Source organism: Bacillus cereus group sp. Bc031 (genome assembly GCF_027716265.1).
In the GTDB taxonomy this organism is placed as follows: domain Bacteria; phylum Bacillota; class Bacilli; order Bacillales; family Bacillaceae_G; genus Bacillus_A; species Bacillus_A paranthracis.
On the sequence record NZ_JAQFUL010000061.1, the window covers coordinates 17,763 to 31,633 of the forward strand.

Sequence of the window (13,871 nt, forward strand, 5' to 3'; positions counted from 1 at the left end):
AAAGAGATGGCGAAGAAACAAAGTATACTATCACCAATCATCCGTATTACTTTTACATTTTTAGTGTTGTGCGGACTTGTATATCCGCTTATTGTTACTGGTATTGCACAAGCAGTAATGAAGGATAATGCGGATGGAAGTCTAATATATAATGATAAAAATGAAGTGATTGGTTCTAAATTAATCGGTCAAAATTTCACAGATCCACGTTATTTTCATGGGCGTGTCTCTAGTATTGAATATAAAGCAGAAGCGTCTGGTTCAAATAACTATGCACCGTCTAATCCAGATTTAGAGAAACGAGTAGAGAAAAGTATTGAAGAGTGGAAGAAACAAAATCCGAGCGTTCCAGTTACAGAAGTGCCAATCGATTTAGTGACAAATTCAGGTTCAGGGCTTGATCCTGACATTAGTCCGAAGGCAGCTTCCGTGCAGGTAGAGCGTATCTCTAAAATAACGAATATTCCGAAAGAAACGCTAAATCAATTGATTAAGGATCAAACAGAAGGTGCGGCACTTGGCTTATTTGGAGAAAACCGTGTGAACGTTTTAAAGTTAAATTTAGAATTACAGAAACTAATGAAATAGAAACAACGCTACCTCAATCTAAAGGATTGAGGTAGCGTTGTTTCAAAAGAAGGGTTGTGAATGTTTTGTATGCGGATGACTATAAACCAACTTTTCAAAGGCGAACACCAGAAGAGTATTTAGAATATATTCGTCAGCAAAACCGCGGGAAGTTAAAGCTATATGTAGGAGCAGCTCCAGGAGTAGGGAAAAGCTATAAAATGCTCTATGATGCTAGAGAGATGAAAAAGGACGGTATGGATATTGTAATTGGTTTAATTGAAACGCACGGGAGAAAAGAGACAGAAGACGCAATTGCTGATTTAGAAAAGGTTCCTTTAAAAGAAATAGAGTATAAAGGGAAAGTGTTTTATGAACTTGATGTGGAAGGAATTATAAAGCGTGCGCCGCAAGTCGTTGTAGTGGATGAACTTGCACATAGTAATATTCCCAGCTCTAAAAATAAGAAGCGTTATATGGATGTACAAGAATTGTTAGAGGCTGGTATATCCGTATTGTCAGCGTTTAATATTCAACATTTAGAAAGCGTTCATGACATTGTAGCTCAAATTACAAATGTAAAAGTAAGAGAACGAATTCCAGATTTTATTTTACAAAAAGCAAATGAAATTCAGCTCGTTGATGCAACGCCGGAAGTACTTCGGAAGAGGTTAATAGATGGAAAGATATATAAAGAAGAAAAAATTCAGCAAAGCTTACAAAATTTCTTTACGCTTAATAATTTAGGAGCACTAAGAGAATTATCACTTCGGGAAGTCGCTGACGATATGGACGAAAAGATTAGTCAAACAGTGATAGAACCAATCGGAGTGAAAGAAAAAATTCTCGTTTGTGTACAGTACAGTTCAACAGCAGAGAAATTAATAAGACGGGGCTGGCGCATGGCTGATCGCTTAAACGCTGAATTGTATGTATTAAATGTTGAAAGAGAAAATATAGACTCTCTTTCAGCTAGTAAAAAACAAACAATTGAAGAGTGGAAGTCGCTCACGAATCAATTTGATGCAAGTTTTGTATTAGAAGAAGCAAAAGGGAGAAAGCCTGCGGATGTTATTATTGAAGTCGCGAAAAGATTGCAAGTAACACAAATTTTACTTGGGCAATCAGCGAGAACGCGGTGGGAAGAAATTCGAAAAGGTTCTATTGTAAATGAAATTATGAGACAGACGAAACATATTGATATTCATATTGTTGCGGATCAAAGAGTTTAAAATAGAGACCATCTGTAGGTCTCTATTTTGCTTTTTGTGTGGCAGGGAAGCATAGCATTTTCATTGCATATAAGATTACAAGTAAAAACATAATTGCGCCTAGGAAGAAAATCCAAAAGTAATTTTGGTTAAATAAAAGAAATCCACCTATAAGTGGGCCTGTGCCCATACCAAGATAGCGGATGAAGTTGTACATACCGATAGCTGTTGCGCGTTCTTGTACGAATTCTTCCGTTAATAAAGTAGTGTGAGTTGGCATAGAAAGTCCCATACTAAAACCGTACAAAGATGTAACGATAATGATGAATGGGATATTAATGCTATATGTGAAAGAGAATAAAACGACACATATAATATTGAAGAAACTCGTAATAAATAAAGTTTGCTTTGTTGTGAGGCGTTTTTGCAAAAACTTGTAGCAAAAACTTCCCAGCATGATAGAAAGAGACATTGGTACAAACATAAGACCAATTTCATTTACAGTTAAATGAAATGAATTTGTTAAAATACTCGGTAAAAAAACGAGAAAGCAAAAGTAAATACAAAATTGAATGAAGCCAATAAGAGTAATAGAAAATCCAGTTTTATTTTTTAAGATAAACCAGTAATTCTTTTTTGCTTGCGGTTGCTTAATTACAGTAGGTTTTGTTTCTGGAAGTAGTAAAAGGTTTATCATTAATAAAAGAATGCCAAGTATAGATAAAAATAGAAATACGGATAAGTGGCCATTTATACTGCCGAGATAACCACCAATGAGAGGACCAATCGCAGGTGCGAGGGCAAGTAACATTTGGTATAGGCTCATCGCTTCTCCGCGTTCTTTTCCTTCAAATAAATCGCCGATAATCGTTGCTGAAACTACAGGTATAGCCGCTATTCCTATAGCTTGAACAGCTCTAAAAAAGAGAAATAAATAAATGTTTGCCGAAAAAGCACATCCGATTGAACCAATTGTACTAATGACTAAACTAGGGATAAGGACAGATTTTCTCCCTTTTGTATCAATTAAAGGTCCATATACGAGCTGCATAATTGCAAGAATGAATGTGAAAAGTGAAACTGTTACATTTACAAGATAAAGAGAAGTATGAAAAGAACCTTGAATCATGGGCAAGATAGGTGTGTAAATATTTTGAGCGAAGGAACCAAGTAAGGCACTAATACAGACAACATATAAAATGAAATGTAGTTTGGATTTTTTCATTATGTTAACCTCCTCTTTTTAGTTTCCTTGGAAACTAAATTTATTTTAACATGTTTTTCTCACTTGTAAATATGAAAAAATGATTTTAAAATGGTATATAGTTAAATTGTTTCTTTGGAAACTTAGGGGGCGAACGGATTGGATTATGTAACGAAACAAATGGAAATACTTTCGGACATTCGTACACTTTTGCATAAAAGAGAAGAACATTTGAAAGGACAAAATGAGAAGTTTCTTCGTGAGACAGGTGTAAGTGGTATGTCTTTATCTGAGTTACATGTAATCGAGTGTATCGGGAAAAATGGTCTGATGAATGTAACGGCAATTACGATAGAAATGGGAATGACGAAGGGTGCAATCTCTAAAGTTTGTACAAAGTTGTTCCAAAAGAAATTCGTTGAGAAGATGCAAATGTTAGACAATCAAAAAGAAATTTTCTTTCGCTTAACGGAAAGCGGAAATGAAATATATAAAGCTCATGATAAATTGCATAAACAAGCTGAAGAAAAGTGGCTGTTACTCTTAGATAGATATACGAAAGAAGAACAAGATTTTATTCAAAGGTTTATAAAGGATGTCTCGGATCATTTGGAAATATAATTGGACGAAAAAATTCCGTTTTCTCAAGTCTTTTAAATATAATTTCTGAAAGAACTCATATATAATAGAAAAAGATACTTAACATGGTGAATAATTAAAGAGTCAATATATATAGAGGAGAGAGTAACATGCTTGAAAATACAGGGTTAGTATTAGAAGGCGGCGGTATGCGTGGTGTATATACGGGCGGGATATTAGAATACTTTATGGAACAAGATTTATATTTTCCATATGTAATCGGTGTATCAGCTGGTGCTTGTCATGCAGCGTCGTATCTTTCCAGACAAAGAAATAGAAATAAAACGGTCAATATTGATTATGCATCACATCCGAAATATTTATCGTATAAAAACTTATGGAGAAAACGTCAGCTATTTGATATGGATTTTATTTTTCATGAAATTCCAGAAAAGCATGTGCCGTTTGATTTTGAAACATACTTTAATAGCCCAGAGCGTTTCCTTGTAGGAACGACGGATTGTGAAACAGGACAGTCTGTTTATTTTGAAAAAGAGGGAACGAATGACGATGCACTAAATTTATTACAAGCTTCTAGTTCATTACCTTTCATTGCACCAGTAGTAAATTATCGTGGTAAGCAATTATTAGATGGCGGGATTTCAGATCCAATTCCAGTTCGTAAAGCACAGGAAGATGGATTTAAAAAATCAGTCGTAATTTTAACAAGAAATCACGGTTACGCAAAGAAAAAATCAAGATTTGGGTGGATTGCTGCGAAAGCTTATAAAAAATATCCGAATCTTGTTAACACGATGCTAAATCGCTATGAAGTGTATAATGAAACACTTCACTACATTGAAAAAGAAGAACAAGCGGGTAATTTATTTGTTATTCGTCCAGAAGTACCGCTTCAAGTAGATCGTATGGAAAAAGATACAGCAAAACTACAAAATCTATATGAGCAAGGTTATGAAGATGCAAAGAGACAATTTGCAGATTTAAAAGCGTTCTTGCAAAAATAAGTATTAGGCTGTGGAGAAGAAATTCTCTGCAGCCTTTTTATTATTGGTTTCAATGCTGAATGTTGGTTATACACGTTTTTAGATTATGGTATAATATGGATAAAAGTATGTGGAGAGGTGATACATATGGAAAATGTATATAAAGGGCTTAGACATACTGGATTTATTATGATGCTTATTTTTGGTGGGGTATTTTTACTGCGCTGGTTCATTCATGATGAAATGCTACTGGATCAGCTTATTGGATTTAGTGTAGGAATGGTAATGGTTGTTTCGTCAGTTTTCATTCAAAAGTATAGTAAAGAATTACAGGTAGAAGAGAAATATTAAAAGATTATAAGCTCCTTCATATTTTGGAGGGACCGTTATAGTTTGAATGATTGTTATAAAAGAAAAGTAGAGCATCGAAATCCGATGCTCTACTTTTTTAATGTGGTAAGAATATCAATTGATAAGCAAACAAAATTCCAAATACATATACAAGTGGGTGAACAGCACGGAATTTACCTTTTGCCACTTTCATAAGTGGATATGAAATAAATCCAAGTGCAATACCTGTTGCGATACTTGATGTAAGTGGCATGCTTAAGATTACTAAGAATGCTGGGAATGCTTCATCAAATGCGTCCCAATCGATATGGCGAACTGACCCCATCATAAGACTACCAACGATAATTAGTGATGGTGCAGTAATAGCTGATACACCAGAAACGGCACTTACTAATGGTCCGAAGAATGCTGCTAGAGCGAACAGAACAGCTACTGTAACAGTTGTTAAACCAGTACGACCACCAGCTGCAACACCAGCAGAAGATTCAATGTAAGCTGTTGATGGTGTTGTTCCGAACATAGAACCGATTGTTGCTGAGAATGAGTCAGATAGAAGAGCTCGTCCAGCTTTTGGAAGCTTTCCATCTTTCATAAATCCACCTTGTTGAGCAACGCCAAGTAATGTACCTGTTGTATCGAATAATGTAACAAGGAAGAATGAGAATACAACGCCGTATAATCCGTAGTTAATTACATCAGATACAGCAGTAATTGGATTTGAGACGATAATTCCTTCTGGTAATCCAGGCATTGATGTAACACCGTTTGAGAATGATAATTGTCCCGTGAAGAAAGCGATAATACCAGTTAATAGCATCCCGATAAATAGTGCGCCATTTACATTTAAAGACATAAGGACAATTGTAATTCCAAGTCCAGCTAATGCTAGTAGTACTGGAGCAGAGTGAAGATCACCAAGTCCAACTAAGTTTGCTTCATTTTTTGTAACGATACCTGTTAAACGTAAACCGATAAAGGCGATGAAAAGACCGATACCAGCAGTAATTGCATGTTTTAAGTTTTCAGGAATTGCTTCCATTAATTTTGTACGGAAAGATGTGAATGATAACAAAATTAAAATCATACCTGCTACGAATACAGCAGAGAATGCAATTGCGAAAGTCATGCCTTCATGAGCTTTTACAACAGAGTAAGAGAAGTAAGCATTTAATCCCATACCTGGTGCAATTGCGATTGGTAAGTTTGTAAAGATCGCCATAAATAATGTTCCGACAACAGCAGCGATAATTGTTGCTGTAAATGCTTGTTCAAATGGAACACCTGCATCCCCAAGGATAACTGGGTTTACGACAATGATATATGCCATTGTTAAGAAGGTAATAATACCTGCCATAATTTCAGTTTTAATAGAAGTTTTATGTTTTGAAAGGTTAAACATATAAACATCCTTTCTGTTTACGAATAATTTTCACAACAGTTATATATAATATTCGTTTTTTAACTATTTTGCAATAGTTTTGTATAAAAAGTTTACAACAATTCATATTTTGTGTCTTAAATTCGAATATTAATCGTAAACCAATATGTGAATTTCAGTTTTTATTATGCACATTATAAGGAAAAGGAGTTGAAAGAAGCTATGCCACAGCAAAAAAACTTTGTAACAATGCCAGCGCAACATCAAAATAAACAGCCTGGTATTGAATCATTAATGAATCCACTTCCGCAGTTTGAAGATCCAAATTATAAAGGTAGCGAAAAGTTAAAAGGAAAGAATGTATTAATTACAGGGGGAGATAGTGGGATTGGACGAGCTGTTTCCATCGCTTTTGCGAAAGAGGGAGCAAATATTGCGATTGCTTATTTAGATGAGGAAGAAGATGCTAATGAGACGAAGCAGTATGTTGAGAAAGAAGGTGTAAAGTGTGTATTGTTGCCGGGTGATTTAAGTGATGAACAGCATTGTAAAGATGTTGTTCAAGAGACCGTCCAGCAGCTAGGTAGTTTACAGGTTTTAGTAAATAATGTCGCGCAGCAATATCCGCAGCAAGGACTAGAGTATATTACAGCAGAACAGCTAGAAAAGACTTTTCGTATTAATATTTTTTCTTATTTTCACGTTGCGAAAGCCGCACTTTCTCATTTAAAGCAAGGGGATGTCATTATAAATACCGCGTCTATCGTTGCATACGAAGGAAATGAAACGTTAATTGATTATTCCGCAACGAAAGGGGCAATCGTAGCTTTTACAAGATCACTTTCTCAATCATTAGTGCAAAAAGGGATTCGTGTAAATGGTGTTGCGCCAGGACCAATTTGGACACCACTTATTCCATCAAGCTTTGATGAGAAAAAAGTATCACAGTTTGGAAGCAATGTTCCTATGCAAAGACCTGGTCAACCATATGAATTAGCGCCAGCATACGTATACTTAGCGTCTGGCGATTCATCTTATGTTACTGGACAAATGATACATGTAAATGGGGGCGTTATTGTAAATGGATAGTTTTCATTTATAAGAGCAAAGTAAAGTTAATTCCACTTATTATAGTGAGCGCTAGGGGGTATAGATGAAAAAGCTATGTTTCGTCATACTATTATTTTTCATTCTACCGGTTAGTGCTTTTGCTAGTACAGATCATTTAATATTAGTGAATCTTACGACAAACCAGTTGTCTTTTTTTGAAAATGGAAATTATACAAAAACATTCCCCGTAACAACTGGAAGAGATCGTACACCTACGCCTGAAGGTAATTTTTGTATTATAACTAAATATAAAAATAAAGAATACCATCGAAAAAAAATAGCTGGTGGTGCACCAAATAACCCTCTTGGTACGAGATGGCTTGGACTAGATAAAAATGAATATGCGATTCATGGGACAAATCGGGAATGGACAATTGGAAGTAGGGAATCAAATGGCTGTATTCGTATGCATGACAGGGATATACAGTGGTTATATGACCGAGTTCAATTACAGACGAAAGTAATCATTTCTCGGTTTCATACGAGCCCGGAATATGAAGCGAATAAGCTTGGTTATCGTGTTGTGAGCTGGAATGGTCGTAAAGTAGAAGAAGAGCAAATTGGTATGCTTACGTTAGTAGATCGCGCCGATATATATTGGCAAGAACCGAATGGACAGCTAACGAAAGTGAAAACGGTATTGCCAAACGAAAGGTATGCAGTGTACTCAAAACGAAAAGATGGAATATATTATATAGGAAACAATTTGTATATAGTGGATGAAACAGGAGAAAAAATTCGTTATGAGCAAATTCCTTCTTCAGCTTTAAGTAATATATATAAACGAAAATATAATGTTCCGTAATAGGCTACCGTATTATAGACGGTAGCTTATTTCTACTTCGAGTTTAACTGCAACTATTGTACTTTGCTGAATATAATACAGTACAGATAGGGGGCGGTTACATTATGAAAAGTGAATTTGCGTTTAAAGTTTTCTTAGTAACGACCTGTTTATTTATCGTGTATTTGTATGCGTTTCTCGTCTTTTCGTTTTATGTTCCATACGTTGATTTAATATTGTTCTTCGGATTTATTTGGGCGTTTGTTAAGGCAAGGGAAGGGGAGAAAAGTATATATCGGCGTATTACGTTATGCGGGACAGCCGTTCTCGTTATTTTGTACTTTTTTATTATGCATGATTTTTGGAGGGGAATGTAAAAAAGCATACGATTAGTCGTATGCTTTTATATCTGTTAATGATGGAAGGGAGGCAATTGCACCGTAATTTGTACATGTGATAGCGCCTACTTTATTTGCAAAGGAGATAAACGCTGTTAAGTCTTTGAAATGATACGAAAGTGTGTGTTCACTTTGGGCAATCTGATATAACATTGCTCCGACGAAAGCATCACCAGCACCAGTTGTATCGACTTGTTGAATAGAAATAGAAGAGACAATGGTTTGACCTTCATTTGTCGCTAGAAGGGTACCGTCTTTTCCAAGTGTAATAGCTACTACTTTTGCGCCATAATTTAATAATTTGAGAGCAGCTTGTTGTAAATCACTCTCTTTAGAGAGCATAGTAGCCTCCTCTTGACTTACTTTTACGAAGTGTGCATGTTTTATAAAGGTTAGACAATCTTGAGAGAATTGTTCTGTATTTGTAATGAGTGCACTTCGATAATTTGGATCAAAAGAAATAAAATGGCCGTTATCTTTCGCATATTGTAACAACTGGAAATACGTTTCTTTTAATGGGCTTGATAGTAAAGCTGTCGCTGAACCAAAATGTATTAAATCATTCGTTTGTATTTTTGATAAATTAATGCTATTGAATTGATATTCACCATCTGCACCACGCATAAAAGTAAAATCACGTTCGCCATCTTGATCTATGGATACGAATGCAAGTGTTGTTTGTTTATCTTTTATGAGCATGGAAGTATCGACTTGCGCACGCTGTAAAGTTTGTTCAAGAAAATCACCAAATGGGTCGTTTCCTACTTGGCCCATAAATGTAGCGTGTCCACCTAATTTTGTAATTGCAGCAGCAACGTTAGCGGGTGCTCCACCAGCTTTTTTTTCGAAATCTGAACCGTTTACTAAAGAAACGTTAGTATTTCGGCACACAAAATCAATTAATAGTTCACCTATACAAAAGACATTTCTCATATAATTCCTCTTTTCAGCTTATATTGTGTGATGGTAAAGTTTAGTTTTGCATCTGAAAAGATTGCGATATGATGTTTCATGTCTTTTCGAGGAAAAACTCGGGAAGTAAAGACTGTTGAACCATCATATAAGAAAATTTCCACGATGCTTTTATCTACAAATATTTGTAGTTCTATCGTATCTTGAATATCGATTTTTTTACAGCGTTCAAATCCATATTCTCCGCCAAATTGATGGTAGAAGTTGCCCCTGTCTATAGAAATAGTACCTTGTTCCCGATTAAATGTAATTGGAAAACATTCCTCCTCATTGTGGAAGAGAGAAAGCCCAAAACACTTTGCATCTTCTGTTTTAAGGGAAGCAATTAATTCGTAGGAGCCTTCATCATCAAGCGTTGATAATACATTTAATCCAGCTGTTATATCTCCTGAGATTTCTTTTTTTGTTGTTCGTAGTTTTGTTAATTCTGAAACTGGTTTTTGTTTTAAGATGTTATCTTCTAATGTTAATTCACGTGGAATTGTTAGGCAATGAGCCCACATATAATCATCAGAAGGATATGTGATTTCACTTGATCCTGCCCAAGCAAACAATAGGCGACGACTAGTAAAGTCTTCTAAAGTTTGAGGAGCATAAAAATCGAATCCTTTATCAACTTCGTAATAGGAATCAACATGGAAATATAAATTTTTAATATCGAAATGGCCTATAGCATAAACGACATTGTATACATTGTGAAAGTTTTCTCCGTCTTTTTCAATTCCTTGCGGTGAAAAGAGAAGTACATCTTTCCCTGATAATTGGAAGTAATCGGGGCATTCCCACATAAATCCAAATTCTTTTAAATTTGTTGTAATTTCGCCTTGGAAATGCCAATTGTATAGGTCTTGTGATTTGTATAGTAATAGAGTTCCTGTTTTATTTTCACGTTGGGCACCGAGTAACATATAGTACATATCATTATGTTTCCAGACTTTTGGATCACGTACATGTTTTGTATATCCGTCAGGAATTATATCAATAACGGGATTATTACTATATTTCGTCATCGTATATTGTGAATCCATTGTTGCCATACATTGTTTTGCATCACGGGAATCATCAGGATTTTTTATATTCCCTGTATAAAGTAAATGAAGAAGGCCATCTTTTACGATAGCACTACCAGAATATGCACCGTGTGATTCATAGCTTTCAGTAGGGATGATGGCTACAGGCATACGCTCCCAGTTAATAAGGTCTTTTGACTTCACATGCCCCCAATGCTTCATTCCATGAATGGGACCAAATGGATACCATTGATAAAAAACGTGATATTCATCATTGTAGTATGATACACCGTTAGGATCATTCATTAATCCAAATGGTGGATGGATATGATAAATTGGTTTCCATGAATCTTGGTTTGCAATTTCATATAAAGAATGTAATTCGTCTTTATTAGATTGCAGTATTGTTTTATATTTTGACATAGTTTTTACCCCGTTATTATTTACTTTCTTTATATAAAATGAATGTGGCAACAAAAGCAGTGATAACTGCAATAGTGAAGCCAATTATATAGTGAATCATGTTCATCATGCCAAGAGGTGCAACAATTGTAAGCATCGGAATACCTGTTAAACCGTATGCATTAGCCGCCACTTGCATCCAAACAACGTAAGCGCCTCCAATTGCGCCGCCAATAGCGGCTGCAATAAATGGTTTACCAAGTTTTAAATTGACCCCAAAAATAGCTGGTTCCGTAATTCCTAAAAATGCTGAGGCTGCTGCGGGAATTGCAATTTCTTTCGTTTTTTTGTTTTTTGTTTTGAAATAAACTGCTAAAGTAGCACCGCCCTGTGCAACGTTCGCCATTGACCAAATAGGGAGTAAGAAATTGACACCGATATCTTTATTTGCAAGTAAGCCCGCTTCAATAGCGTGGAAGCTATGATGTAAGCCAGTAAGAACGATTGTTGAATACAATCCGCCGAATATAAGTCCAGCTACTGGTCCTGCAAATTGATAAATTGTATTTAAAAGGTACGTAATGCCGTCACCGATTTTATATCCAATTGGTCCGATAATAATAAGTGATAAAAAGCCAGTTATAATAATTGTTAAGAATGGTGTAACTAATAAATCTAAAGAGTTCGGAACACGTTTTCGAAGTTCTTTTTCAATTGTACTCATAACATATACGCATAATAAAATAGGTAAAACAGTACCTTGATAGCCAATCATATCAATATCCATACCAAGGAAATGTAAAACAGTTGGTTTTGCATTTGAAAGAGTCCAAGGGTTTGTTAAGCTTGGATGAGTTAATATACCACCAACAACTGCACCTAAGAAAATATTTCCACCAAATTCTTTAGCGGCACTCACTCCAATTAAAATAGGTAAAATAATGAAAGCTGCACTTGAGAACATATCAAGTAATTGGATAAGTGAGTGATCTCCAGGAACTAATTTAAACGCCTTCAACATTCCGAGTAGACCCATAAGTAAACCGCTTGCGACGATAGCTGGAATAATTGGAACAAAAATATTGGATAGTGTCTTTGCTAGGCGGGCGATAGGATTCATTTTTTTCTTAGGTATATCGTTTGATGTTGTAGAATCTAGTTCGGCTATCCCAATTAGTTTTGAGAATTCATCATATACTTTGTTTACTATGCCAGTTCCAAAAATAATTTGATATTGCTCGGTCGTTGCGAAAGCACCTTTTACTCCATCGATGTTTTCGATTTCTGCAGCGTTTATTTTCGTATCATCCTTTAATATAAGACGAAGGCGAGTCGCGCAATGTGTGGCACGAACAATGTTTTCCTTTCCACCAATGTTCTGTAATACTTGAGTTGCAATTTGTTTCATATCCATAAAAATTCCCCCTTACTATAAATTCTCTTTTATGGAACCGGTTCCGTAATAAGTTAAAATAAAAAACAGGGAAATGATGTTGAAAATCCTGTTTTTAAAATGTGGAACCGGTTTTAATTTTATTATAGAGCGCCTTTATATTTTGTCAACGCTTTCTTGGATTTTTAATGTATAACGAGAGTGTAATATTTTTGGTATAGTTTTGTTTTCAACAAGCTGTGAAAGAGAAGTGGCAGCAAGCTTTCCAGCATACTCATAGTCAAACGCAATTGTCGTTAAGCTAGGGTGTACCATTTCTGAAATATCATATCCCCCAAATCCTGTTACAGAAATATCACCTGGTACAGAAAGGGAGTGGGAGTGAATAACTTTCATTGCGCTAAGAGCGATATTATCTGTAGCACATACGATAAGAGTTGGGCGATTATTATCTAAAATATGTTGTACTTGTTTCATGGCATCTTCTATTTGGAAAGATGTTTCGTAATAACAAACACTGCAAGTTGGTTCTAAATTTTCAATGGCTTTTTGAAAACCGTTTTTTCGATTTATACCAACAGAAATATCATCTTTTTCTACTCCTAAATAGGCGATATTTCTATGACCTTGTGATAACACGTATGCTCCTAACTCATAAGCTGCATCATAATCATCATGAACGAGGCAATATTGATCTTTATATTCTTGCCCAACGAATAAAATAGGGATATTTGAATTAGCAATAATTTGTTGATGCTTATTTGTTAAAGTTTTGGTTAATAAAATAATGCCAGCTACTCTTTGCTTTATAAAGTTTTCCATTGCTTGTATTTCAGTTTCAATTGTTTGATTTGCATTTGCTACAAGCATTTGATAGTTATTTTCCTGTAACGTATTATCAATCCCGATAAGTGTTTTCATTGTAGCGAAGGAGTCTAATCGGGGGATAATAACACCAATTAAATTTGTTGTTTTTGCTTTTAAGCTTTGAGCAAATGTATTGGGAGAAAAATTTGTTTCTTGAATAATACTTTCGATTTTAAGTTTTGTTTTATCACTTACATATCCACCGTTTAAGTAACGAGAAACTGTGCTTTTTGCAACTCCAGCCAATTTGGCGATATCTGCAATTGTTTTAGCCATAGTATTTCACCTTCGTATTCATAAAAATGTTAACTTTATTATAGGGAGAATTAGAGAAGACGTAAATAAGAAGGGGGAAAGAAAAAACCACCTCACGTATATGAGGTGGAATAATTGTTAATATTTTGGTTTAAAAGTATGACAACAAGTTTCTACACTCGTTGTTACAGAACTTTCTAGCGTCTCGTTTGTTAAAACTGCGCTTGTATACGAATCATTTGTATTCGAACCCGTTTCTTCAGCATCTGGTTGAACAATGATTGCACTTGCTTGACAAAAGTTACCTTGTCCCCATGCCCATCAACTTAAGAATTTTCACTACCCCCAAGTGACAAAAAACGTTATTCTTTCTAAAAAGCTAGCTA

The 13,871-nt window shown here is 35.2% G+C and carries 14 protein-coding genes and 1 pseudogene; 8 read left to right on the top strand and 7 right to left on the bottom strand.

From position 1 onward, the window contains the following. The first annotated feature begins 6 nt into the window (after positions 1–6). Together kdpC and kdpDN are read left to right on the top strand one after the other, a co-directional pair. On the top strand, positions 7–588 hold the full coding sequence (kdpC, locus tag PDQ33_RS20610; RefSeq protein WP_001085553.1) for a K(+)-transporting ATPase subunit C: 582 nt from the start codon (positions 7–9) through the stop codon (positions 586–588). Positions 589–644: 56 nt separating this feature from the next. Continuing rightward, entirely contained in the window at positions 645–1,799 is a 1,155-nt protein-coding gene (gene kdpDN / locus PDQ33_RS20615) for a KdpD-like non-kinase potassium sensor (protein WP_002027046.1), read from the top strand. Between the two features lie 22 nt (positions 1,800–1,821). On the opposite strand, the gene PDQ33_RS20620 is transcribed toward kdpDN, so the two are convergent. After that, complete coding sequence (locus tag PDQ33_RS20620; protein ID WP_076872655.1) at positions 1,822–3,003, bottom strand: MFS transporter; 1,182 nt, start codon at positions 3,001–3,003, stop codon at positions 1,822–1,824. A gap of 138 nt (positions 3,004–3,141) precedes the next feature. Between PDQ33_RS20620 and PDQ33_RS20625 the strand changes: the two genes are divergently transcribed. From PDQ33_RS20625 to PDQ33_RS20635, 3 genes are all read left to right on the top strand, one after another. After that, positions 3,142–3,603 (top strand): MarR family transcriptional regulator, encoded by a 462-nt coding sequence (locus PDQ33_RS20625; RefSeq protein WP_000386827.1) that lies wholly within the window; start codon positions 3,142–3,144, stop codon positions 3,601–3,603. Between the two features lie 128 nt (positions 3,604–3,731). Next, a complete protein-coding gene (locus PDQ33_RS20630) occupies positions 3,732–4,586 on the top strand; it encodes a patatin-like phospholipase family protein (protein WP_000892678.1) in 855 nt (284 codons plus the stop codon). A 126-nt stretch (positions 4,587–4,712) separates the two neighbouring features. Next, positions 4,713–4,916 (top strand): hypothetical protein, encoded by a 204-nt coding sequence (locus PDQ33_RS20635; protein ID WP_000432811.1) that lies wholly within the window; start codon positions 4,713–4,715, stop codon positions 4,914–4,916. Between the two features lie 97 nt (positions 4,917–5,013). Here the strand turns inward: PDQ33_RS20635 and PDQ33_RS20640 are convergent, their stop codons facing one another. Further along, on the bottom strand, positions 5,014–6,315 hold the full coding sequence (locus tag PDQ33_RS20640) for an NCS2 family permease (protein WP_000482726.1): 1,302 nt from the start codon (positions 6,313–6,315) through the stop codon (positions 5,014–5,016). A 201-nt stretch (positions 6,316–6,516) separates the two neighbouring features. Here PDQ33_RS20640 and PDQ33_RS20645 point away from each other — a divergent pair, with 201 nt between their 5' ends. The 3 genes from PDQ33_RS20645 to PDQ33_RS20655 all read left to right on the top strand — a co-directional run bounded on the left by PDQ33_RS20645 (position 6,517) and on the right by PDQ33_RS20655 (position 8,565). Then, entirely contained in the window at positions 6,517–7,383 is an 867-nt protein-coding gene (locus tag PDQ33_RS20645; protein ID WP_001136275.1) for an SDR family oxidoreductase, read from the top strand. A 64-nt stretch (positions 7,384–7,447) separates the two neighbouring features. Then, positions 7,448–8,209 carry a L,D-transpeptidase gene (locus tag PDQ33_RS20650; RefSeq protein WP_000732023.1) on the top strand — a complete coding sequence of 254 codons (762 nt, stop codon included), beginning with the start codon at positions 7,448–7,450 and terminating at the stop codon, positions 8,207–8,209. A 104-nt stretch (positions 8,210–8,313) separates the two neighbouring features. Then, positions 8,314–8,565 carry a hypothetical protein gene (locus PDQ33_RS20655; RefSeq protein ID WP_000834195.1) on the top strand — a complete coding sequence of 84 codons (252 nt, stop codon included), beginning with the start codon at positions 8,314–8,316 and terminating at the stop codon, positions 8,563–8,565. A 12-nt stretch (positions 8,566–8,577) separates the two neighbouring features. On the opposite strand, the gene PDQ33_RS20660 is transcribed toward PDQ33_RS20655, so the two are convergent. From PDQ33_RS20660 to PDQ33_RS20680, 5 genes and pseudogenes are all read right to left on the bottom strand, one after another. Next, positions 8,578–9,519, bottom strand: coding sequence for a carbohydrate kinase family protein (locus PDQ33_RS20660; protein ID WP_001246637.1), 942 nt, complete (start codon positions 9,517–9,519; stop codon positions 8,578–8,580). After that, positions 9,516–10,991, bottom strand: coding sequence for a beta-fructofuranosidase (gene scrB / locus PDQ33_RS20665; RefSeq protein ID WP_000049744.1), 1,476 nt, complete (start codon positions 10,989–10,991; stop codon positions 9,516–9,518). The genes PDQ33_RS20660 and scrB overlap by 4 nt, the downstream gene beginning before the upstream one ends. A 16-nt stretch (positions 10,992–11,007) precedes the next feature. Further along, positions 11,008–12,384, bottom strand: a complete 1,377-nt coding sequence (locus tag PDQ33_RS20670) for a sucrose-specific PTS transporter subunit IIBC (protein WP_000367325.1) — start codon at positions 12,382–12,384, stop codon at positions 11,008–11,010. Positions 12,385–12,519: 135 nt separating this feature from the next. Then, complete coding sequence (locus tag PDQ33_RS20675) at positions 12,520–13,506, bottom strand: LacI family DNA-binding transcriptional regulator (protein WP_270756505.1); 987 nt, start codon at positions 13,504–13,506, stop codon at positions 12,520–12,522. Between the two features lie 117 nt (positions 13,507–13,623). Continuing rightward, a pseudogene (locus tag PDQ33_RS20680) lies at positions 13,624–13,800 on the bottom strand (DUF1540 domain-containing protein); the annotation flags it as partial. Between the last annotated feature and the right edge of the window lie 71 nt (positions 13,801–13,871).